The organism is Serratia sp. Z4 (genome assembly GCF_009900725.1).
Lineage (GTDB): Bacteria > Pseudomonadota > Gammaproteobacteria > Enterobacterales > Enterobacteriaceae > Serratia > Serratia nematodiphila.
Window position 1 is genome coordinate 124,215 of record NZ_JAAABD010000007.1, and the last position, 22,988, is coordinate 147,202.

Here is a 22,988-nt window from a genome sequence, read left to right on the forward strand (position 1 = left end):
GATGAAAACCGCCTCAGACGTCGGCGATGCCCGCCGGTTTCACCGCTCGGCGGTTCACCACGGCAGGGGCGGTTTCATCGAGAAAACAACTCAGTACGCCGGCGCACACGGCGCCGGCGGCCGCCAGCCACATCACGCTGACCAGCCCGTAGCGATCGGCGATCAGCCCGGCGATAAACGGCGCCAGGCAGCCGCCAATCACCTCGCCAATTCCCATCACCAGCCCCAACGCGGTAGCGATGCGCGCCGGCGACACCGTTTCAGACGGGATGGTGGCCATAAACAGCGTGAAACAGCCAAGGCCGGTATAAGACAGGAACACCAGCACGCCCAGCAGCCACGGGTTATCGACGTAGCTCAGAAACAGCGGGCAGCACACCGCCAGCAGCGAAAAGAAGATCAGCGTCGGCTTGCGGCCGAAGCGATCGGAAATCGCCGGCACCGCCACGCCCCAGAACACCCAGGCGGCGCCGATGGCGCTCATGATGCCGCCCATCGAGCCTTCGCCGAAGCCGCGGTCGGTCACCAAAAAGTTGGGGGTGAAGGTAATGATGATCATGAACCAGGTGACGAACACACAGGAGATCAGAATGCACAGCGCCACGTTCTTGATTTTGAACAGCTCGCCGTAAGCACCTTTGTTCGCCGTCTTGTCGGCCGCCGGCACTGCGCTGAAAGCGGGATCCTTCTTGCCGTTCACATAGCGATAGATCAGCCACGCCAGAATGATGCCCGGCACGGCGGTCAGGTGAAACGCCATGCTCCAGCCCCACTTCTGCGCCAGATAGATGATCAGCGGCGGCGCGATAATACCGCCCAACAATCCCGGCGCCGCGCCCTGGATCAATCCCATGTTGAAACCGCGGCGCTGCGGCTGCGATTTTTCCACCATCAACGACTGTGCGATCGGCAATACCGGCCCTTCGGCGATCCCCATCAACGCCCGGAAGATCAATAGCATGGCAAAGCCGCTGACCAACCCCGACAGCGCGGAGAACAGCGAAAACACCAGGATCGACAGGATCAGCATCGGTTTACGGATATTAAAACGATCGGCTATCGCCCCCAGCCCGGCGCCAGACAGCGCCCAGGTTAACGCCAGCACCGCCGACAGGGTGCCGAGATGCACGTTGCTGAGCTTGAGGTCGGCGGCAATCATCGGAAACAGAAACGAGATGGTCAGACGGTCGACAAACACGCAGCCGAAAACGAAAAATAAAATAATCAACAACCGGTTCTCTTCACTTAATGCGCTGCGAGGCTCTGGCGATGTATTCATAGCGTCATTTGTCCATAAGTTAACTTATGAATGGCGACCCGCCATGGCATAAGTGTGTTAAGCGCTCGGCCAAGAGAGAAATTGGCCCTCCGTCACGACAACAACTCATTAACATGTTAATGACATAAAATTATCGCAAGCCGGCGGTCTGTCAACCGGCGCTCTCCGAGAGACAAATGAAATTCTGAACGGGTACTATTTCAATATCGCATTATCACCTTCAGGTTATTTATCCTTCTGTTCTTGATACATATAAAATAATGTCCGGTACTTTCTTGCGATTAAAAAAAGCCTGTTTGCGCGTTATTTGCGAATAATCCCATTGATGACGCTTCAGGTTTATTAATTTTTCATCGGCATTGAATGATCCCCGCACGCGCTTCAGAGCCATTTTTATCTATTGAATCATCTAGTTTTATTTTAAGGCCGCAGAAAAAACTAACTCTTACGAGGGAAAGGCCAACGGCGGGGTTATATAACCCCGTCTGGACAATAGCAAAAGCGCAGAGCGTGACGTAAATCACGGCAATCATGCCGTATCCTGTAAGGTAATTATGCTCGCAACAGCAATTATCTATTGCGATTAGGGCTGTTTATCTCAATTAATCGTCATGCAACACTTCGTGCCATCGTTCGACACCGCGCCGCAAGGCCTGAGACGGAGTGACACATGAGCATCGAAAGACTAACCCGGGAGCCGCTTTCCATCGGTATTGAGCTGCCGTTGGACAATGATTGGTCCACCAGCGGGCAGCTGAAACGCCAGCAGGACGGGCGGCCGTTCGGCGTACCGGACATGAGTGAACACGCTGCGCGCATCAAGCTGGCCGATGAGCTCGGCTTTCGCGCCGCCTGGGTTCGCGACGTGCCGCTGTACGATCCTGACTTCGGCGACGCCGCGCAGGTGTTTGAGACCTTTACCTACCTCGGCTACCTGTCCAGCCTGACGCGCAATATTCTGCTGGGCACCGCGGCCGTGGTGCTGCCGCTGCGCCAGCCTTGGCTGGTGCGCAAAGCGGCTTCCACGCTGCAAACGCTGAGCGGCGATCGTCTGCTGCTCGGCGTCGCCAGCGGCGATCGCCCCGTGGAGTACCCGCTGTTCGGCGCCGATTACGCCGCGCGCGGTGAAAACTTCCGCACCAGCGTCGGCATTCTCAAAGGTGAAGCCGACAGCGCGCTCCAGCCCGGATTGCGCCTGCTGCCGGCCACGCCGCCGCCGCCGCTGCTGGTCGCCGGGCTGGCGCAACAAACGCCCGAGTGGGTGGGCAAAAATATGGATGGCTGGCTGTCGTATCCCGGCACGCCTGCGGACCACGTTTCGCGAGTCAAACTCTGGCGTAACGTAGCCGGTGACAAGCCCTACGTCAGCTTTATTCATCTCGACCTCACCGATAACGCCGACGCGCCGATTCAGCGCCATCGCTTCGGCATCAAGAGCGGCCGCAATGGATTGATTCAGGAACTGAGCGCCATGCGTGACGCCGGGGTCAACCACATCGGCCTGCATTTCCGCCGCAACCAGCGGCCGCTGGAAGAGACGATGCAGGAGATCGGTCAACTGGTGTTGCCGGAATTCCATCGCGCCTGACGCCCGCTTTAGCCCGCTATTCCGACCTGAGCGGGTCTTTGCCCCGTTACCGGGGCTTTTTTATTTCCGCCGCTGCTAGTTCATAACAACTCAGTCTAATCCCTGCGGCCAAACGGCGGCATGATGACGGGGCAACGAGCCACCATGAGGAATGAGCAATGACGGCAAAACTGACAGAAGCGGGCTTTTGGCGCAAAACCGCCGACTCTTCATCGCTGCGCGAGCCGCGCGTGCTGATCCGGGTCTACGTCGACGAAGGCGAGATTGACCGCGCCATCGCGTTTTACGAGCGGCTGCACGGCGTGGAAGCGGATATGCGTTTCGACTTTCCCGAACATCGGCTGGTGCTGGCGGCGGTGGGGCCGTTTCTGATCCTGGAAGGCTCGGAAGAAAGCCTGCGTCCTTTCCGCAGCACCGTCGGCACGTTGCTGGTCGATGACATTTATCCTTACCACCAGCGGCTGCTGGCCGCCGGGGCCGATATCTTCTTTGGCCCGGTGGACGTGCCCACCGGCGCCTGTTTCAATGCGCGCCTGCCGGACGGCACGATTATCGAATACGTGCATCACCGGCCGCGCGCGGACGAATAAGCCGCCTCAAGGGAGCGCCGGCGTCATGGCGTAACCGCGCAGATCCTTGCGCAGGCTGACCATGTACAACACGATCACCGCCGAGAACGGCAGGCCGCACAGCACCACCGCGGTCTGCATCGCGCTGAAACTGCCGGCGTACAGCAACCCGGCGCAGATCAACGTGGTGACCGCCGCCCAAAATACCCGCAGCCAGGCCGGCGCGTCATCGTGGGCGGAACCGCCCTGGCAGGAGAGGTTCGCTATCATCAGCGTGCCGGAATCAACCGGCGTCAGGAACAGCACGAAACTGATCACCACCACAAAACCGGCGGTCAGCTGGGTATAGGGCAGGTATTCGAACAGCTTGAACACCGCCATCGGCGGATCGCTTTGCGCCACCTGCCCGAGGATCGCCTGCCCGCCTTCCAACACCAGGCTGATGGCGGTATTGCCGAAGATCGACAGCCACGCCAGCGTGAAGCCCAGCGGGATCAGCAACACGCCGAAGATCAATTCACGAATGGTGCGCCCTTTGGAAATGCGCGCGATGAACAGCCCGACAAACGGCGCCCACGCCACCCACCAGGCCCAATAGAACAACGTCCAGGCGCCCTGCCACTGGCGCGCCTTGCCGTACAGATACATATCGAAGCTGCGGCTGACCAGCGAAGTGAGATAATCGCCGAGGTTCTGCAACATGCCGTTGAGCAGATTCAGCGTCGGGCCGGCCAGAAACACGAACAGCAACAGCAGGCACAGGAAGCCGACGTTGATGTTCGACAGCATCGCAATGCCCTTCTCGACGCCGGTGACCGCCGCCAGCGTGGCCACCACCATCATCACCACGATCAGCGCCAGCAGCACGCCGGTGTTTTGCGGAATATCGAACAGATAAAACAGCCCCGAGTTCACCAGCAGCGCGCCGATCCCCAGGTTGGTTACCATCGAAATCACCGTCACCAGAATGCCGAAGCTGTCCACCAGATGGCCGGCGCCGCCGTGGGTGCGCTCGCCGAAGATCGGGTATAACGCAGAGCGCAGCGCCAACGGCAGGCCGCGGCAATAGGCGAAATAGGCCAGCGCGGTGGCGATCAGCGCATACAGCGCCCAGCCGTGCAGCCCCCAGTGCAAAAAGGTCAGCGCCATCGCCTGCCGCGCCGCCTGCACGGTGCCGCCGCTGCCTTCCGGTGGCGACAAAAAATGATCCAACGGCTCATAGGCGCCGTAGTACACCAGCGCAATGCCGATGCCCGATGAGAACAGCATCGCCACCCACGAGGGATAGCTGAACTGCGGCGGTTCGTCATCCTGGCTGAGGCGAATCTGGCCGAAGCGCGACAGCGCCAGCCAGAAGACGAACACCATGCAGGCGACCATCAACAGCATGTAGTACCAACCGAACACGTCGGCGACCCAACTTTGCGCGACGTTCAACCACTGTTTGCTGGCTGCGGGAAACAGCACGACCAGCGATCCCAGCAGCAGGATCACCGCCGCCGAGCCGAAAAATACCGGGACATTCAATCTGACAGGTTCTTCGTCAAGCGATGGAGGAGTTTTTGTTGTCATTGGCAGGCTTCCATGATGCGAAAGACAGACGATTTAAATGCAACTTTTGATTAACATTTTATCGTCATTTATTTGACATTTTCGCAGCATATAGAGTATTGATTGACCGTTCAATCAATCAAATCCAAAGTGTGATTGGCCTATCAGTTGAGGAAAATATGTACCGAAGAGACATTCCGGAGCAGCGTAAGGAGCAGTTGATTAACGCCGCCTTCGAGACCATAAACGTCGTCGGGCTGGCCGGCGTCACCCTGTCTCAGGTCGCGAAAGAAGCCGGGCTGTCGACCGGCATCGTCAGCCACTATTTTGGCGATAAAGAGGGGTTGCTGAGCGCCACCATGCGCAAGATCCTGCGCGATCTGCGCGACGCGGTGGCCGAGTGCCGCGCGCAAGCGGCGAGCGACAGCCAGTCACAGCTGTTCGCCATTATCCAGGGCAACTTCCACCCCAGCCAAACCAACGCCGTGTCCATGCGCGCCTGGCTCGACTTCTGGGCCGCCAGCATGCATCAGCCGGTGCTGCGCCGCCTGCAGCGCGCCAACGATCGGCGGCTCTATTCCAATATTTGCTGCCAGTTCCGCCGCGAGCTGCCGCTGCAGCAGGCGCGCGACGCGGCGCGCGGGCTGGCGGCGATGATCGATGGGCTTTGGCTGCGCGGCAGCCTGGCCGGCGGCGAGACAGACCTAAAGCAGGACTGCCGCATCGCCTGCGACTACGTGGCGCAGCGGCTCAACGCCGCCCAGCAGCAGGGGTGAACGTGAACGGCGGCTCCATCAGTGCGGTTCCTGCTCTTCACTGTACTGGGTTTGCCACATGGCGGCGTAGCGGCCGTTCGCGGCCAGCAACGCCTCGTGCCCCCCGCGCTCGACGATCTCCCCCGCCTCCAGCACGATAATTTCATCGGCATCCACCACGGTGGAGAGCCGATGAGCGATCACCAGCGTGGTGTGGTTGCGGCTCACCTCGCGCAGGTGCCCCTGGATTTCGCGCTCGGTCTGGGTATCCAACGCGCTGGTCGCCTCGTCAAACACCAGGATGGCCGGATTTTTCAGAATGGTGCGCGCAATCGCCACCCGCTGCTTTTCCCCGCCCGACAGCTTCAGCCCGCGCTCGCCCACCCGGGTGTCGTAACCGTCGGGCAGACCGACGATAAAATCATGGATATGCGCCAGCCGCGCCGCCCGTTCGATTTCTTCATCGCTGGAGCCGGTTTTGCCGTAACCGATGTTATAACGCAACGTATCGTTGAACAGCACCGTATCCTGCGGCACGATGCCGATCGCCTGCCGCAGGCTGGCCTGGGTCAGTTGGCGAATGTCCTGGCCGTCGAGGGTAATGGCGCCCCCCTGCACGTCGTAAAAGCGAAACAGCAGGCGCGACAGCGTGGACTTGCCCGCGCCGGAGGCGCCGACCACCGCCACCGTGTGGCCCGCCGGAATGGTAAAGCTCACCTGCTTGAGGATCGGCCGACGCGTGTCGTAACCGAAGCTGACCGCGTCGAACCTCACTTCGCCGCGATCGAGGCGCAGCGGCTGCGCATCCGGGCTATCGACGATCTCACGCGGTTCCTGCAGCAGATCGAACATGTTCTCCATGTCGATCAGCGCCTGGCGCACCTCGGAATAAATAAAGCCGAAGAAGTTCAGCGGCTGATACAGCTGCAGCAGATAGGCATTGACCAGCACGAAGTCGCCGACCGTCATCGTCCCCTGCGTAATGCCCCGCGCCGCCATAGTCATCATCACGATCAGTCCGATCGAGATAATGGCGGTTTGCCCCAGGTTGATCGCCGTAAAACTGAATTGGTTCTTGATGGCGGCGTATTCGTACAGCCGGCGCGACAGGTCGAAACGCTCGGCCTCGAACTCTTCATTGCCGAAGTACTTCACGGTCTCATAGTTCAGCAGGCTGTCGATGGATTTGCTGTTGGCGTCGGCGTTGGCCTTGTTGAGCTCGCGGCGAAAGCGGGTGCGCCAGCTGACCGCCAGCACGGTGAACAGGATGTAGCAACCGACCGTCGTCAGGATCGCCAGCGCGAACCAGCCGTTCAGCATATGCCACATGATCGCCGTGACCAGCGAGAGCTCGAACAGGATCGGCACGATGGAGAACAGCAGCCGTGACAGCACCGTGGACACCGCCTGAGTGCCGCGCTCGATGGACAACGACAATCCGCCGGTCTGGCGCTCCAGATGGAAACGCAGGCTCAGCGCATGCAGCTGGCGGAACACCCGCACGCCCAACAGGCGCGTGGCGTTCTGGCTGACGTGGATAAACATCACGTTGCGCAGTTCCTCAAACAGCGCGCCGCCCACCCGCGCCACGCCGTAGGCGACGATCAGCCCCAGCGGCACCGCCAGCATTTTCGCCGTCTCGCCGCTCAGCGCATCGACCATCGCTTTATAAGCCAGCGGCACCAGCGTGGTGCTGACCTTGGCCGCCACCATGAACACGAAGGCCACCACCAGATACCAACGCAGCCGCGGGTTATCTTTCGGCCACAGATAGGGCAGCAGGAATTTCAGCAAACGGGAACGATCCATCATGTAATATTCATCTTCTCGGTCGGGATCGCGGCGCACAGCCGCGCGGGGTTATGAGTTTGGCCTGGCCGGCGGCGAACGCCGCACCATTCCGTTTTCCTGCAGCGATAACTCAGCATCATCCGTCAGGAGAAGTGGCGGCGGCTCGGGCAAAGTTCAGGCATGGAGGAGACAATCACATGACCCAGACGTATGCAAAGCGCTTTGCGCTGGTCTTTGACTATATCGACCGCCACCTGGACGAGGCGCTCACCGTCGAAAAACTGAGCGAAGTGGCCCACTTTTCGCGTTTTCACTTTCAACGCCAGTTTAGCGCGTATTGTGGCATCTCGGTGTGGCGTTATATCCAGTGGATGAGGCTCAAACGCGCCTCGTACCGCCTGGCGTATAACCCGCTGGAGCCGGTGATTGACATCGCGCTGGACGCCGGTTTTCAAAACCCGGAGTCCTTCAGCCGCGCCTTCAAACAGGCGTTCAGCCAAACGCCAAGCCAGTTTCGCAAACGGCCGGCCTGGATCGATTGGCAACAGCGCTTTCCCGAGCCGAAACACAAAAGGAAACAACCCATGAAGGTAGACATTCTCGACTTCCCGGCCACGCCGGTGGCGATGATCGAACATCGCGGCCCATCCGCGCTGGTCAACGAAACCGCCGCACGCTTTATCGAGTGGCGCAAAACCAGCGGCCTGTCGCCGGTCAGAAGCAGCCGCACTTACGGTATCGCGCCGCACGATCCGGCCACCACCGAAGCGCAGGACTTCCGCTTCTACATCTGCGGAGAGGTCACTGCGCCGATCCCGGAGGACAACGCCTTCGGCGTGGTGAACAGCACGCTGCCGGCCGGGCGCTGCGCGGTGCTACGCCATCTCGGATCGCTGGATGGGCTCTCGGAAAGCGCCCGCTATCTTTACAGCGAGTGGTTGCCGGCCAGCGGCGAGGAGCTGCGCGATTTTCCGCTCTATTTCCACTACCACAACTTCGTGCACGAGGTGGCGGAATATGAACTGGTGACCGATCTTTATCTGCCGCTGAAATAGCTGACATCCGGCTCCGCAAGGAGCCGGATTGACGTTAACAGGACGGCGACGAACCCTGCGGCGGCAGATAGCGCTGCGGATCTAGCGCGGTGGCGCGATAGCGGATCTGGAAATGCAGGAACACCGAATCGGTGCCGGTGCTGCCCATAGTGCCAATCTTCTGCCCCGCTTTCACATCCTGGCCGTTGCGCACCAGCGTGGTGTCGTTGTGCGCATAGGCGGTAATGAAGTCTTCGCCGTGCTTAATCATGATCAGGTTGCCGTAGCCGCGCAGCTGGTTGCCGACGTACACCACTTTGCCCTTGGCGGAAGCATAGATCGGCTGGCCGCGTTTACCGGCGATGTCGATGCCCTTGTTGCCGCCATCGGCATTGGAGTACGCCTGCACGATCCGGCCGCTGGTCGGCCAGCGCCAGCAACGTGCGGCGCCCGGCGGCGGCGTTTGCTTGGCGATCGCGGAGGAAGATGTTTTACGGCGCGTGGCGGCGGTTTTGGTCGGCGCGCCGCCGCTCAGCCGCAGCTTTTGCCCCACTTCCAGATTATAGGGCGGGCGTATCTTGTTGATTCTGGCCAGATCGCTGACTTCGCTGTCGGTGATCCAGGCGATGTAATACAGCGTATCGCCCCGTTTGACGGTGTAGGACTTGCCGGTGTAGCTGCCCTTCGGCAGTTTGTCGTAGTCGCGGTTGTAGGTGTTTTTACCCGAACATCCGGCCAACAACAGCCCCAATGTCAGACACACCGCGATGCGGCGCCACCTCGCCAGCTTGCTTCCTATGCTCAAATCCTGTCCCCAATCGTCTTTTCGGTTCTGATACGCCTCAGCCGCACAGTGTAACATTTGCGCCGGGTCAGTCAAAAACCCCCAGACGGTCTATGCTAAACAGGTAAGGATGACTGATTAATTACCCAACGACGAAATGGAGTACTGTCATGTTGAACCTCGACCGCAATAATCTGCCCCTCCTGAGCGAAGAACTGCTCAAAAAGCAACGCACCACCCTGCTGATCATCGCCTTCCTGCTGCTGGCGGGCGGCATACTGTGCCTGGTCAACCCTTTCGCCTCCGGCGCGGCGCTGAGCATCGTGGTGGGCGTCCTGCTGCTGTTGAGCGGCGCCGGGCTGATTATCGCCATGATCGCCAACCGGGCGCAGAATACCTGGCCGATGATCGGCGGCATTCTGCTGGGCGTGGCCTACCTGATTATCGGCTATGTGTTCATCACCAGTCCGCTGGCGGGCATTCTGGCGCTGGCGGTCTACCTCGCCGTGCTGTTCGCGCTCGGCGGCATCGCGCGCCTGGCAGCCGGCTATATGCGCCGCGGATTGCCGGGCAACTGGCTGCAGTTCGTCATTGGTGTACTCGATTTGATCATCGCCTGGATGCTGATCGGCTCAGGCCCGGCGGCGTCGGTCACGCTGGTGACGGCGATCGTCGGCATCGAAATGCTGGTCAGCTCCTTTGCACTGTTCCAGGCGGCGAATCTGTTTAAACGCGCCTGACGCTACCGGCCCGCCATCGCGGGCCTCATCGCTTTTGTTGCTTCCAGACAAAACAAGGCGATACCCCCTCGGCTTGTCCGTGGTTATCTTCATCGGTAAGTGCCAATATAGGCGCAGACAAGGGAGCTGAAACCGATGACAACCCATTCCAACCCGTTGAACTCGCGGGAAGTCTGCCTGCAATTACGCCATTTCAATCAGGTAATCGGGCAACAATGCCGCAATATGGCGCGCCAAAATACCACCTGCCCGTGCTGCCTGACGGACATCGCCACCGGTTGCGACGCCGGAATCAAACTGTGCGGCCAGCAGTTGGCCAAACCCAACCCGCAAACCCCGTTATTCCGGCAGATTCGCAACTTGCTGCTCGATCTGCGCGCAGAAGCGATAGGGGTTCACAGAATTGACGTCCTAAACCGCACCAATAACGAAATATCCTGGCTGTTGCGCGAGCTGTATTTCGAGACGTTCTGATCCCGCATTTTGTCGGCGCCGCTAAAGCGAAAGCCGAAAGCGAGATACGGGCTTTTGGCGACGCGATCGTGTTCATCAATCATTAGCGTCACCGGCTCCACGCCATACAGCCTGAACTCCGCGAGCAGTCAGCGGGAGGAGCCCGTTTAAAAGCGGCTCTGGCAAAGGAAACGTCCACCGGCGCGGGGTTAACCGGCGGCAGCGGTTTTCGGCAACACGAAGTCAACCCGCCGATTCTTGGCCCGGCCCGTCGGCGTGTCGTTGGAAGCCACCGGTTCAGCCTCCCCTTTTCCCCGTTCACTCAGACGAGATTTTTCTACCCCATGTGCGATCAGCCAAACAGCCACCGCACGTGCGCGTCGCAGCGACAGATCCTGATTATATTTATCGCTGCCCACCGCATCGGTGTGTCCCTCGATCACCACGTTCCCTACCGGTTCGGCAGCGATAAATTGCGCCACCTGTCGCAGCGCAGGCTCCGCTTTAGCAGCAATCGCATCGCTGTCGAAGGCAAACAGCACATCGCTGCGCATCGATAACGTTACGGCATTTTTGCTGTCTCTGACGGAAATGTCGGCGGATTGTTTAGCCAAATCCGCTGCCTTACTCTGCAGATCAAGGACGCCGGCATTCAGCCCCGAAGGCAAACCAACCAAATCCAGCCGGGTAGCCTTGAGATCGAGTATCACCGGTTTCCCCACGGACGCCGGCTCTCCGCTGTCAGCCCATGAACCCAATGACACCAGCCCAAAGGCTAACATCCCACCCACACAGGCGGCTTTCCTGAGGCCGTTCATCGCTCAACGATCCGTAATGGCTATCGGCCCGAGCGGCTCGACGTTGGCGATCGTCAGGTACACCTCTTTCACATCAGGTGGAGGCGCGGGGAAGCTGCCAAACCAGGTGGCGACATAGGGAATGCCTGAGCTTGAGCTGAATGACACGTTGGGAGAGGCCAGTGGGACATTATTGCTATCGGTAAGCAGCAGGTATTTTTTATTACCCACCAGAATGTAGAAGGATTTCTCAAGACTGCTTTTATCCAGACTGCTATACAAGCCTTGTCCATTAAGGTTGTCTTTCAACCCTTTGAAACGCACTTTGATGGTCAGTATTTCACCGTGGCGCACGGCCTCGGTCACTTGCGCTTCGGCTACGCCGCTGCTGACGATCCCGGTAGCCAACGGGGTCACGGGGGGATCCTCCGCGAACGCCATGCCGGGAAACATTATCGAAGCAAACAGGCAGGAAATGACGAATTTTCTGACATGCTGCATGATCGGAGTCCTTATTCAGGAGGGAGTTGAAGATTGTTCTTTCAACAATCAGGCAATTCCACTGCGGTCACTCGGTCCCGGAATTATAGTAAAGCACCTCATATTCATGAGAGTTATCCCTGAAAGCGTAACCTTGGTCACGTTATGCTTGCGCATGAACTCTCACCCGTAGTGCTTATTTTGCTGAATGACCGGCTTCATACAGGCATTGCCTTCTGCTCATCCTCTCTGCTGTTCACCCCACTTTACGACCGCCGTCACACCTCGCTACCGCTAAATTGCGTTGGTTATAGAGTCGTCTACAATTCAATCGAATTACCCCCTACAACATCAGAAATTATTATTATTAGAGGTGATTATGTTACAGAAACACGAAAACGTAATAAGTATGACTGTACTAAGCCCGCAAGCCACCCAACAGCTGATGCCATCGTTCTCCTCCTTGCCCCACACGCAACACGCCGACGGCAAATATCGCCTGCGCCGTTATTCGGTCGTTAAATACCTCAACCCCAACGTCGTCGAAGTGGGGCCGCGCACCTTCATGCAGTCGGATCAGATCAACCACTTCCAGGGCAATGTGGTTCGCCGCTTCGAACCTATCGACAGCGCCGTGTTGCAGAGCGCCGGCATGGCGGAGATGTGCAACCTGTTTGCAGAAAGCAACGAACTGCCGGAAGGCGCCGAGATAGAGATCCACCAGATGCGCGTGGTCGCCATCGAGAAAGACACCCAGGTGGCGCCGGAAGGCATTCACCAGGACGGTTTCGACCATATCGCAATGATCGCCATTCATCGGCACAACATCGTCGGCGGTGAAATCATGCTGTATGACGACAGCCACCACGCCCCTTTCTTTAAAAAAGCGCTGGCGGACGGTGAAGCCGTGCTGCTGGCGGACAGCAAACTGTGGCACAACGCCACGCCGATCAACGCCGTGAGCCCGGAAGAAGAAGGTCATTTGGATCTCTTTGTCCTCACCGCTCGGGGGGAGAAAGCATGACCTTTACCCCCGAGCTCGCCCGCGCCCAGTTCAGCGCGCTGTCACAGCAGATCGACGGCAAACCGGCCATCTTTTTCGACGGCCCCGGCGGTGCGCAGGTTTCACGGGGCGTGCTGGAAAAAATGACCGACTACCTGGGAAGGTACAACGCCAACCTGGGCGGCCACTATTTCTCGAGCCGGGTCACCGGCGAGGTGATGGGCCAGGCGCGGGAATCGGTGCGCGCCTTGTTAAATGCGCCGTCGCCCGACAACATCGTCTTCGGCATGAACATGACCACGCTGACTTTCCATCTCAGCCGCATCATCAGCCGCGACTGGCAGACCGGCGATGAAGTCATCGTCACCGCACTGGATCACTACGCCAACGTCTCCAGTTGGCAGCAGGCTGCCGCCGACAAAGGGGCCGCGGTGCATCAGATACCGCTGGAGAGCGCCGACTGCGCATTGGATGCCGCGAAAGTGTGCGAGCGCATCAACGCCAACACCCGTCTGGTGGCGGTCAGCTACGCCTCCAACGTCACCGGCAGCATCGTCGATATCAAAACCATCGTCGAAGCCGCGCATCGGGTCGGCGCGCAGGTGTATGTCGACGCCGTGCACTATGCGCCGCACAACCTGATTGACGTGCAGGCGCTGGGCTGTGACTTCCTGGTGTGTTCCGCCTACAAGTTCTTTGGCCCGCACGTCGGCATGGCCTACATCGCGCCGCAGTGGTTGCAGCGCCTGCGACCTTATAAGGTCGAGCCGGCCACCGACGTCGGCCCCGGCCGTTTCGAGACCGGCACGCAAAGCTTCGAAGCGCTGGCCGGCGTCGCGGCCGCTATCGAGTATTTGGCGCAGTGGGGCACGCCCGGTGCGCCGTTGAGGCAGCGTTTGCAGGAGAGCTTCGCCGCCTACCACCGGCATGAAGAGGCGTTGTGCAGCCACTTCCTGCAGAGGCTGCAACAACTCGACGGCGTGCGGCTTTATGGCAACCCCCGGGCGGACAGCGCGCGCCGCACGCCGACCTTCGCCCTGACCTTCAGCGGCCACACGCCTGACGCGATCGCCCGCCGCCTGGGGCAGCACAACATCTGCGCCGGCAGCGGGCATTTCTATGCGTTGGGCTTGGTGCAACAGCTGGGGTTGCAGGACGGCGGCGTGCTGCGCATCGGCATGATGCACTACAACACTCGGGGCGAGATCGATACGCTGTTCAACGTGATCGCCGAAGATATTCTCAGTTAATCCGGCCATATCGGCCCGTTCATCTTATTGAGCGGGCCGAATCAAGTATCAAACTGCCCGTCTTTTCTTCCACCGCGTCCACGGCGCACAGATGCGTGCCTTTCTTTCCCCGCGTTACGAAATGCGGAGATAACGAACATATAATGCCGGAGACCGGAATCGGCGCATCGTGCGGTTGTCACCGGATACGGCGGAGGCAGCACATTGCGTGCATTCTCTTTTGACTCGGCAGTGGGCATAATGACAAACACGGTCTGGATCAGATGAGTATGAATGGTGAAGTCGCAGCGCATTACGTTAAATGACATTGCTGTACTGGCTGGTGTCACCAAAATGACGGTCAGCCGCTATCTGCGCACGCCGGACAGGGTTAAACCGGAAACCGCTGCGCGCATCGCCGCCGTGATCGAGGAAGTCGGCTATCAGGCCGATCCTGACAATCCCGCCCTCTATTCCAATAGCCCTCCCCTCATCGGCGTTCTGGTTCCTTCTTTTAACAATCTGATATTTGCTGATGTCCTCGCCGGCATTGAATCCGTGACGTCTGTACAGGGTTATCAGACGCTGGTCGTCAATTATGACTACAACAGCAAACGCGAAGAGGAGCAAATTGCCGCGATCCTGGCTTTTAAGATCAAAGGGCTGCTGCTGACCGAGTCGGTTCATAGTCTGCGGGCGGAAAAATTCCTGAAGACGGCAAAAATACCCGTTGCTGAAATCATGGGGCTGTCAGGCAATGCAGATCGAATTAACGTGGGTTTTGATAATGTGAAAGCCGGCTACGATATGACCACCATGTTGCTGGCCAGCGGTAAAAAACGCATTATCTATTTTGGTTCAATGTCTGATATCCGCGATGAACAGCGTTACACGGGATATTGTCAGGCAATGGCTAACCATGATTTACCTACCGGTCGTATTTCCCCCAATAAGATCTCTTCCATTTCAATTGGGACAGGCATGATGACGCTTGCGAGCCAAATGTATCCGGATATGGACGGTATTCTCTGTACCAACGACGATCTGGCCGTGGGCGTGTTACAGGAATGCCTGGCAAACGGTATCAGCGTTCCAGCGCAAATTGCCATTGCCGGATTTCACGGTCTTGAGATCGGGCAGATCATCACCCCCCGGTTAGCCAGCGTACTGACGCCACGGTATGAGATGGGGAAAGTGGCGACAGAAATCATAATAAAAAAAATTAAAGGGCTGCCGACCATTGAACGTGTCGATCTCCACTTCCGCCTGTCAATGGGGGAGACAATATAGCTTTCCTCGCCAGTCACTTCAGTACTGGCCATAATTGCCCGCTTCGCCAGAAAAACATCACTCGCTATCCCGACCAGAAATTCGGCCAGATGGCGCCACCCACCTGACCGAACGCCCCCTTAACGTGCCTTGCGGCGCCGGAGCCAGAATAGGACCAGCAGAATAATGACGACCGCCGCGACGGCCATGCCAGGCAGAATCATCGGCTGTGCGCGCGCCAACAGCGGTTTCGGGCCCCCGGCGCGCACCTCACTCACGTCCTCCTCAGTCACGCTCAGCGTGCTGTTGCCGTATTTCTGCAGCACGAAGTTAGCGATATCGGCAACCTGCTTATCCGTCAGCTCTCCGACATAGGAACCGGCGCCAAAGCTCGGCATCAGTACGTGCTTGCCGTCAACCCGGCGATCAACCCCCTGCAAAATGGCGGCAATCAGGTTTGACGGATTGCTCGCGGCCGTGGTGGAGTTGTTGAATAGCGAAGGGTAGGCCTGGTTCAAACTGCCGCTGCCGTCCGGCTGATGGCAACTGGCGCAGTAGCCGCTGTAGAGCGCCTCGCCGCTATTGAGCGTGTGGTTGGCGTTGGGCGAATTCATGCCGCGGAGATGGGGCTCAACGTTGTAGTGCGCCTGGCTAAGGCCATTGCCCTGGCGCCCCTCGCCCTGTGACGGCACGGTCTTCAGGTAAGTTGCAATCGCCCGCAGCTGCCGGTCGGTCAGGTATTGGAAGCTGTGCTCAACGGCTTCAGCCATTGGCCCCGCAGCTTGTGCGCGCCCTTCCGCCCGACCGGTTTTCAGGTAGTCCACTAACTCCTGCTCGCTCCAGTCGCCGATCCCTTCCTGGCGATCGGCGGTGATATTCGGCGCGTACCAAGCCCCCAACGATGCCCCCATCAGGAAGCGCGAATTGTCTTCCGCCATCAGCACATTACGCGGCGTATGACAGGTTCCGCAGTGAGCCGGGCCCTGCACCAGCGCAGCCCCCTCGTTCCACGCCTCACCTTTCGTCACATCCGGGGTGAAACGCCGATTGTCCAAATAAAGCATGTTCCACACCGCCATGGAGAGGCGGATGTTGAACGGAAACGGCAGATCGGTTTGGCGCTTGGCCGGCTCATCGACCGGGGCAACGCCATGCATGAAATAGGTATACAACGCGTGGATCTCGTCATCACTCAGACGGGTATAGGCGGTGTAAGGCATTGCCGGATAGAGATACGTCCCATCTTGCCGGATCCCAGAACGCAGAACCTCGGCAAACGCCGCTTCAGAATAGCCGCCGATGCCGTATTTTACCGATGGGGTTATATTGGTGGCGTAGATAGTGCCCATGGGAGAAGCAATGCCGTACCCCCCGGCAAAAGGCTTGCCCTGCTGCTGCGTATTCGTATGGCAGGCCATGCAGTCCGAGGCGATAGCCAGCGCTTGCCCTCTAGCGATCAGATCGCCGTCCTGGGCATGCGCCGCGAAGCCGCTTCCCAGCAGCAGCGTCGCTGCCAGCGAGTGGGTGATTTTATTCATTTGCTCTCCAGGGCGCGCAGTACGTCATTGGCCGCCTTGAGTCCAAGCGCCGCCATCGTCAACGTGGTGTTGACAACGCTGGCTGAAACCATGGCGCCTCCACCCGGGATCCAAAGGTTGTCATGATCGTGGGCGCGGCAATTGCCGTTCACCACCGAGTTCGTGGGATCGCTGCCCATGATCGTGCCGCCCATAATGTGGTTGTTGGCATTCAGCTTGTCGTTAATCACAAACTCTTGCGCATCGAACAAGTCGCCAATCTGCCGTAGCTGGATTTTGACCACTTCCAGCCCTTTACGCACATAATCGCCGACGTCGTAGTGGATGTCCGGGCAGGCCAGGCCATGCTTGTCTTTGCGGGTGGGGCTCAGGGTCAGACGGTTGTTCGGGTCCGGCAGCGGTTCCAGGCTGATGGAGAGATCCACCGAGCGGCTGGCGCGATCGCGCACTTCATCCTGCAGCGCCTTGCCGACCTTGCCCGTTTTCAGGACTTCAAGGGCGGAGGGGATCACCCGGTTGATATTGTTGATGATGATCTTGTTGGCGGAGTGGTCGCTGCGAAACGCGCCGTCACGATACCCCACCATGCAGCTGCTCTGCGCCGGGCCGCGGCCAACCCACAGGGCCTCTCGCGCCAGGAAGGAGCAGTGCAGGCCAGAGTGATCCATCATGTTGCGCCCCACCTGATCCGAGCTGTTCGCGATGCCGTTCGGGTTCTTTTCGTTGGCCGCCAGCAGCAGCAAGCGCGGGTTCTCAATCCCATTGCAGGCCAGAACGAACGTTTTACCGATCGCCCGATGGGAGTTATGCGCCGTGTCGTACCAGTGAACGGCGGTGACGCGGTTATTGTCGTCGGTGTCAATTTTGTACACCACCGCCTCGGGGATCACCTTCGCCCCCTTGTGTTCGGCCCGTTCAACGTGGTGAATGCCGTTGTACATCGCCCCGATAGGGCAAATCGGCTGGCAATTGTTATTGCCGCAGCAGGTGGGCCGTCCGTTCCAGGGCCGGGTGCTGCGGCCTTGCGGAATGGGCACCGATTTAAAACCGTGAGGATTAACAATCTCAGCAATGCGTCTGTCGCCGTAGGCCCAGGGCACCATGTCCATCGGGTAAGGCCCGCTGCGTTCCGCAGGGGACTGCCACTCCGGATTATTCGGGCCGGCAACGCCTATTTCCTCTTCGGCTTTCGCGTACCACGGTTCGATATCTTCGTAGGAAATAGGCCAGTCTCTCCCCACGCCATAGAGGGATTTCATGCGAAAATCATTGGGATGGTTGCGCCAGCAAGAAGCGGCCCAGTGCCAGGTGGTTCCCCCCACCACACGCAAATAGCCCTGTTTAAAGCCTGAGCCATTGGGGCCGGTCAGTTTGATATAGTCGTTCTCCGGGAAATAGAGCGGCGCGGTGGCGTACTCCGATTGCGGGTAAAGCCCCTGAAAATCCGACCCCGCACGATTGTGCAGTGGCATATTGCGCCAGTTTTCCACAGCCTGTGCGCGCTCAATGCGCGGGCCTGCCTCAAGCACCAGCACCGAGTAGCCCTGGCTCACCAAAGCATCCGCCATCAGACCGCCCACAATACCGGAACCGACAATGACGACATCGGCCTCTGCATCGCCGGAAGCATTAATTATTGGGCTTTTCACACGCGGTCCTCATATTTTTTATCGGCTACGGCAGGCAAATCTGTTGCGGGAATGGAAGGTTGGCGGGTAACGCCCGGCGGCAAGCCGGTCCACCACAGCGGGCCAAAATTGCACCAGGTCGGCACAATCAGGGCATCCTGAACCGTGCGATACATCAGCGCCTCTTTATAACTAATCAACTGACCCTGCTCAGCGTTTGAAGGATCTACGGTTCCGGTATACCACGCGGTCACGATCGCCTGGATAAGCTCCCTCTGCCCCTGTTCAATCGCATGTCGGTTCAAGGTTTCCGCATCGGTGGCTTGCTGGCTCAGGATGAACAGGGCGTTGAGTTGCGAGTTCAACTGCGGAAAATGTTCGCGCAGTGCGGAAAAATAGCGGGCGGAGAGTGTGACGTCCAAATCGTCAAACTCGGTAATTTTTCTCGAAATTTGCAAAAATTGCGCGTATTCAACGGGCGAGGCGGCAATTTGCGCCCGTTCGGCATAGGTTATATTTGAATAAGGCAACAGGCTGGCGGCGACGATGACGCCCACCATTTTCCCCAGCGCCTCCCTGCGGGTAAGCACGATTTGCAACGACATTATTAGCTCCGAAATAATTTATTTTTATATAGTTTTTTTAATATCTATCAGAACGCAGGCAAACCAAAATAAAAAATTGTGCTAATGGGGAGGAACCGCATTAAAAGATCAAGGCGTTATGAGATTGGCTACATCGACTACAGAGGTAAACTCCGGCCTTTAATGATGTAATCTGAATCTGAAGCAAATATCCCTGTAAATAATACGGCGTAATCTCTGCCGTACATTTATTCAACCCAACTCAATCTTTAAAAGTTAGGGGCTATGGCTTTGACGGGAAAGGCGCATTCTTCGGAAGCGCTGCAGACGGCGGATGAGCAAGGCTTTCCGCCGGGCAGCCTGAAGTAGCGATACCAGCCGCCGCTGAACGTCTTGCTACGTCAGCAGGGCGCCGTCGATTTTCGCCACAATTTTACGCAGAACTGCCGGCGTTGTGCAGGTACTCATCGGGCGATGCAGTTCCCCCGGAAAGATAACGGCCAGTTCACCGGGTTGCAGGTGGATGAGAGTCTCACCGGGGATCGCCGGGCTAAACCCAAGGTCGTGCGCCTCGTTAAATGGCTCACTCAACGGCAAAGGCAGCCCCAGAACCCCGGCGCCAATCACTTCTCGCCCTTCTAGGACAAGATGGATATCCAGATACTGGCGATGAAACTCCGGCTTCTGGTCGGCCAACAGTTTGGTTTCCCCTTCAACGACGTTAAAGAACATCTGTTTACCCTGCACCTGATAGTGGCCGACAGGTAAATTGTACGGCTCACTTTCAATAATGCTGGCCAGCATTTTTCGAATGGCTGCCGGATAGAATTTATTATTTACGGCAGTGGTTAAGGCATCAATAATCATAATATTTTCTCTGGTAGATATCGATTCGGTATTTCACCGACAAGAACAATGGCTGGGTAGTTTTATGGCAACAGGCAATCTCGGCGTAATTACGGTAGAATCGCTATTCGATCGTTCTACGGGCGCCACTATGAATAAGCAACAAAGCAAACCGCTTTCTTGTTAATATTTACAGCCTATCACCACTGTGAGTAAACTCCACCTGAAAGGCTATTCGGCATGGTGAAATAAGTCATGACCTATCTCACGGTTTTTAGCCGCTTAAAACTGTGACAAAAGTCACTTAATTAAGTGTTACGAAACGACGTTACTTATCCTGTGATCCACGGCAGAAAATCACTGGATATTCACCGCTCTCACCAAAATCGATCGATTTAGCCTTCTCCCCCTACGGGCATAATGAGTTATTTTCCCCGATAGTCACTGACAGAAACCACGAAATTGCACACGAGATCACGCCAGCAGTAACATGCTTTTTTAACACTCTTTGGCGTGATGCAGATCGCAAAAATAAGCGGTAAAAAAACGTCTGATACAGGGTATCCCCTATTTTTCAGACAGGATCGCAACGATGCACACTGACACTCAACCTACCATTTTGCTTATCGCGCCGGTGATGGATGCTTTGCAAGCCGCGTTGGACGCCCGCTACCGGGTATTCCGTCTCTATGAACAATCAGATATTCCAGCCTTCCTGGTTCGCCATGGCGCAGACGTTCAGGCGGTGGTCACCCGTGGTGATGTGGGGGTAACCCGAGAGACGCTGGAGCAATTGCCGCAGGTGGGCATGATTGCTGTCTTTGGCGTGGGAACCGACGCTATCGATCTCGACTACACCCGGGAACGCCATATCAGCGTCGGGATCACCGCCGGCGTGCTGACCGATGATGTGGCAGATCTGGCTCTGGGGCTAATGCTGTCCGCCAGCCGCCGCCTCTGCCAAGGGGACCGATTTGTACGCGAAGGCCGCTGGGAAACGACGCCGCCACCGCTGGCGACCAAAGTGAGCGGTAAACGCATCGGTATTTTCGGCATGGGGAATATCGGCCAAGCCATCGCCCGCCGGGCGAAAGGCTTCGATATGACCATCCTGTATACTGACCGCCAGCGCAAAGACGGCCTGGATTACCAGTGGTGCGCCGATCTGCACACGCTCGCAGCACAGAGTGATTTCCTGGTGATCGCGGCATCCGGCAGTGCGGAAAACCGCGGGATTATTGATGCCAGCGTATTTAACGCCATGCCCGAACGCGCCTGGCTTATCAATATTGCCCGCGGCAGCCTGGTCGATGAGGCGGCGCTGATAAAGGCGTTACAAAATCATGTTATCGCCGGGGCCGCTCTGGATGTCTTTGAAAACGAACCCCATGTCCCGACAGCGTTCTTTGCTCTCGAGAATGTTCTGCTTCAACCCCATGTGGCCAGCGCTACCGTAGAAACTCGTCAGGGAATGAGCCAATCCGTTTTGGATAATCTGGCAGGTTATTTTTCACATCAGGATATTCCTGGGTTAATTCAATAAAAATGATCGTTTGAGTTACGAATAATCATTTTTATCCGCCAACTCAATATCCTCTGTGAATGGCGGATATCATCGAGACGCTATTATGACCGATAAAATACCAGGAACCCGCTGGCTGCGGGTTATCGCGCCGATCCTTATCACCTGTATTATTTCATTTATGGATCGCGTTAATATCAGCTTTGCTCTGCCGGGTGGCATGGAACAGGATTTAGGTATTACCAGCCAGATGGCTGGCGTGGCCAGCGGTATCTTTTTTATTGGTTATTTATTTCTGCAAATCCCTGGCGGACGACTTGCGGTTTACGGTAGCGGAAAACGTTTTATAGCCTGGTCGCTCGTGGCCTGGGCGATTGTCTCTATCGCCACCGGGTTCGTCACCCATGAATATCAACTGCTCGTGCTGCGTTTTATTCTCGGGATCTCCGAAGGGGGAATGTTGCCCGTCGTGCTGACCATGGTAAGCAATTGGTTCCCGGAAAAAGAACTGGGGCGCGCCAATGCCTTTGTCATGATGTTTGCCCCACTAGGGGGGATGCTGACCGCCCCGGTTTCCGGCGCGATTATTGCCACTCTCGACTGGCGCTGGCTGTTCATTATCGAAGGCTTGTTGTCGGTCGTGGTGTTGACCATTTGGTGGCTGGTAATCAGTGACCGTCCGGAAGAGGCGCGTTGGCTACCGGCGAAGGAACGCGACTATTTATTGACCGAACTGGCCCGGGAGCGCAAAGCGCGGGAAGGGAGGGTGCCGGCAGCGAAGGCGCCGTTAAAAGCGGTGTTTCGCAACAAGGGATTGATGCGCCTGGTCGTGCTGAATTTCTTTTACCAGACCGGAGACTATGGGTATACGTTGTGGCTGCCCACCATCTTGAAAAACCTGACCGGTGGCAGCATGGCCAATGTTGGGGTATTGGCGATCCTGCCGTTTGTTGCCACTCTGGCGGGGATTTATGTGATTTCGATGTTCAGCGATCGCAGCGGTAACCGCCGTTTGTGGGTCAGGATCTCCCTGTACTGTTTTGCGGCGGCGCTGATAGCCTCGGTGATCCTGCATGAGCACGTGGTGGCTGCCTATATCGCGCTGGTGGTGTGCGGCTTCTTCCTTAAAGCGGCGACCAGCCCCTTCTGGTCAATTCCCGGACGCATTGCGGCGGCGGAAGTGGCGGGCAGCGCACGCGGGGTGATCAACGGGCTGGGCAACCTCGGTGGGTTCTGCGGCCCCTATCTGGTAGGCGTCATGATTTATCTGTACGGACAGAACGTCGCGGTTTGCGCGCTGGCGGCATCGCTGTTGCTGGCAGGAAGTATCACCTTCCTGCTGCCGAAAGAATGCGACCGCTCCTGCGAAGAAACGGACAACCGCCTGCCATCCGGGGCTAAACAGAAGTGGAGTTAAACGGCAATGGCGCGCTGTGGGCAGCAACGGCGGCTCACACCCGCATCAGGATTGGGCGGCGCGTTGTATTATCGCGGTTAAATGCCAGGCCAATGGCTTGAGCGACTCACAAGCCAACCCGCACCAAACGG

22 protein-coding genes are annotated in these 22,988 nt (G+C 57.8%); 11 read left to right on the top strand and 11 right to left on the bottom strand.

The window, feature by feature from the left end; all coding sequences use genetic code 11:
- Positions 1–13: 13 nt before the first annotated feature.
- Entirely contained in the window at positions 14–1,228 is a 1,215-nt protein-coding gene (locus GT753_RS20790) for an MFS transporter (protein ID WP_254071036.1), read from the bottom strand.
- A 401-nt stretch (positions 1,229–1,629) separates the two neighbouring features.
- Positions 1,630–1,812, bottom strand: a complete 183-nt coding sequence (locus GT753_RS20795; protein ID WP_154747461.1) for a hypothetical protein — start codon at positions 1,810–1,812, stop codon at positions 1,630–1,632.
- Between the two features lie 137 nt (positions 1,813–1,949).
- On the opposite strand from GT753_RS20795, the gene GT753_RS20800 reads away from it, so the two are divergent.
- Together GT753_RS20800 and GT753_RS20805 are read left to right on the top strand one after the other, a co-directional pair.
- Positions 1,950–2,867, top strand: a complete 918-nt coding sequence (locus GT753_RS20800) for a TIGR03571 family LLM class oxidoreductase (protein ID WP_004931740.1) — start codon at positions 1,950–1,952, stop codon at positions 2,865–2,867.
- Between the two features lie 158 nt (positions 2,868–3,025).
- Positions 3,026–3,457: a VOC family protein gene (locus tag GT753_RS20805; RefSeq protein ID WP_015378948.1), complete on the top strand. Its 432-nt coding sequence runs from the start codon at positions 3,026–3,028 to the stop codon at positions 3,455–3,457.
- Positions 3,458–3,463: 6 nt separating this feature from the next.
- Here GT753_RS20805 and GT753_RS20810 read toward each other — a convergent pair whose 3' ends face one another.
- Entirely contained in the window at positions 3,464–5,008 is a 1,545-nt protein-coding gene (locus GT753_RS20810) for a BCCT family transporter (protein ID WP_160125904.1), read from the bottom strand.
- Positions 5,009–5,166: 158 nt separating this feature from the next.
- Here GT753_RS20810 and betI point away from each other — a divergent pair, with 158 nt between their 5' ends.
- Positions 5,167–5,763, top strand: a complete 597-nt coding sequence (gene betI / locus GT753_RS20815; RefSeq protein WP_160125905.1) for a transcriptional regulator BetI — start codon at positions 5,167–5,169, stop codon at positions 5,761–5,763.
- Between the two features lie 18 nt (positions 5,764–5,781).
- On the opposite strand, the gene GT753_RS20820 is transcribed toward betI, so the two are convergent.
- On the bottom strand, positions 5,782–7,551 hold the full coding sequence (locus GT753_RS20820; RefSeq protein ID WP_033633586.1) for an ABC transporter ATP-binding protein/permease: 1,770 nt from the start codon (positions 7,549–7,551) through the stop codon (positions 5,782–5,784).
- Between the two features lie 179 nt (positions 7,552–7,730).
- Here GT753_RS20820 and GT753_RS20825 point away from each other — a divergent pair, with 179 nt between their 5' ends.
- Positions 7,731–8,588 carry a GyrI-like domain-containing protein gene (locus GT753_RS20825; RefSeq protein WP_015378952.1) on the top strand — a complete coding sequence of 286 codons (858 nt, stop codon included), beginning with the start codon at positions 7,731–7,733 and terminating at the stop codon, positions 8,586–8,588.
- Positions 8,589–8,622: 34 nt separating this feature from the next.
- On the opposite strand, the gene actS is transcribed toward GT753_RS20825, so the two are convergent.
- A complete protein-coding gene (actS, locus tag GT753_RS20830) occupies positions 8,623–9,372 on the bottom strand; it encodes an amidase activator ActS (RefSeq protein WP_160125906.1) in 750 nt (249 codons plus the stop codon).
- A 149-nt stretch (positions 9,373–9,521) separates the two neighbouring features.
- Here actS and GT753_RS20835 point away from each other — a divergent pair, with 149 nt between their 5' ends.
- Together GT753_RS20835 and GT753_RS20840 are read left to right on the top strand one after the other, a co-directional pair.
- On the top strand, positions 9,522–10,091 hold the full coding sequence (locus GT753_RS20835; protein ID WP_004931723.1) for an HdeD family acid-resistance protein: 570 nt from the start codon (positions 9,522–9,524) through the stop codon (positions 10,089–10,091).
- Positions 10,092–10,226: 135 nt separating this feature from the next.
- Positions 10,227–10,565 carry a hypothetical protein gene (locus tag GT753_RS20840; RefSeq protein ID WP_015378954.1) on the top strand — a complete coding sequence of 113 codons (339 nt, stop codon included), beginning with the start codon at positions 10,227–10,229 and terminating at the stop codon, positions 10,563–10,565.
- A gap of 188 nt (positions 10,566–10,753) precedes the next feature.
- Here GT753_RS20840 and GT753_RS20845 read toward each other — a convergent pair whose 3' ends face one another.
- Positions 10,754–11,362 carry an OmpA family protein gene (locus GT753_RS20845; protein ID WP_015378955.1) on the bottom strand — a complete coding sequence of 203 codons (609 nt, stop codon included), beginning with the start codon at positions 11,360–11,362 and terminating at the stop codon, positions 10,754–10,756.
- Positions 11,363–11,365: 3 nt separating this feature from the next.
- Positions 11,366–11,842, bottom strand: a complete 477-nt coding sequence (locus GT753_RS20850) for a hypothetical protein (protein WP_015378956.1) — start codon at positions 11,840–11,842, stop codon at positions 11,366–11,368.
- A 388-nt stretch (positions 11,843–12,230) separates the two neighbouring features.
- On the opposite strand from GT753_RS20850, the gene GT753_RS20855 reads away from it, so the two are divergent.
- The 3 genes from GT753_RS20855 to GT753_RS20865 all read left to right on the top strand — a co-directional run bounded on the left by GT753_RS20855 (position 12,231) and on the right by GT753_RS20865 (position 15,343).
- Positions 12,231–12,845 (top strand): 2OG-Fe dioxygenase family protein, encoded by a 615-nt coding sequence (locus tag GT753_RS20855; RefSeq protein WP_228392538.1) that lies wholly within the window; start codon positions 12,231–12,233, stop codon positions 12,843–12,845.
- Positions 12,842–14,074: a cysteine desulfurase-like protein gene (locus GT753_RS20860; RefSeq protein ID WP_160125907.1), complete on the top strand. Its 1,233-nt coding sequence runs from the start codon at positions 12,842–12,844 to the stop codon at positions 14,072–14,074. The genes GT753_RS20855 and GT753_RS20860 overlap by 4 nt, the downstream gene beginning before the upstream one ends.
- Before the next feature lie 276 nt (positions 14,075–14,350).
- On the top strand, positions 14,351–15,343 hold the full coding sequence (locus GT753_RS20865) for a LacI family DNA-binding transcriptional regulator (RefSeq protein ID WP_031300612.1): 993 nt from the start codon (positions 14,351–14,353) through the stop codon (positions 15,341–15,343).
- A gap of 119 nt (positions 15,344–15,462) precedes the next feature.
- Here GT753_RS20865 and GT753_RS20870 read toward each other — a convergent pair whose 3' ends face one another.
- The 4 genes from GT753_RS20870 to GT753_RS20885 all read right to left on the bottom strand — a co-directional run bounded on the left by GT753_RS20870 (position 15,463) and on the right by GT753_RS20885 (position 19,939).
- Positions 15,463–16,860 carry a cytochrome c gene (locus GT753_RS20870; protein ID WP_015378960.1) on the bottom strand — a complete coding sequence of 466 codons (1,398 nt, stop codon included), beginning with the start codon at positions 16,858–16,860 and terminating at the stop codon, positions 15,463–15,465.
- Positions 16,857–18,509 carry a GMC family oxidoreductase gene (locus GT753_RS20875; protein ID WP_004931708.1) on the bottom strand — a complete coding sequence of 551 codons (1,653 nt, stop codon included), beginning with the start codon at positions 18,507–18,509 and terminating at the stop codon, positions 16,857–16,859. Before GT753_RS20875 ends, GT753_RS20870 begins: the two co-directional genes overlap by 4 nt.
- Entirely contained in the window at positions 18,506–19,093 is a 588-nt protein-coding gene (locus GT753_RS20880; protein ID WP_015378961.1) for a sugar dehydrogenase complex small subunit, read from the bottom strand. The genes GT753_RS20875 and GT753_RS20880 overlap by 4 nt, the downstream gene beginning before the upstream one ends.
- Positions 19,094–19,468: 375 nt before the next feature.
- Positions 19,469–19,939, bottom strand: coding sequence for a YhcH/YjgK/YiaL family protein (locus GT753_RS20885; RefSeq protein ID WP_015378962.1), 471 nt, complete (start codon positions 19,937–19,939; stop codon positions 19,469–19,471).
- Positions 19,940–20,510: 571 nt separating this feature from the next.
- Between GT753_RS20885 and GT753_RS20890 the strand changes: the two genes are divergently transcribed.
- Positions 20,511–21,461, top strand: coding sequence for a 2-hydroxyacid dehydrogenase (locus tag GT753_RS20890; RefSeq protein ID WP_021505698.1), 951 nt, complete (start codon positions 20,511–20,513; stop codon positions 21,459–21,461).
- An 85-nt stretch (positions 21,462–21,546) separates the two neighbouring features.
- Positions 21,547–22,857: an MFS transporter gene (locus GT753_RS20895; RefSeq protein WP_044030560.1), complete on the top strand. Its 1,311-nt coding sequence runs from the start codon at positions 21,547–21,549 to the stop codon at positions 22,855–22,857.
- Positions 22,858–22,988 lie beyond the last annotated feature (131 nt).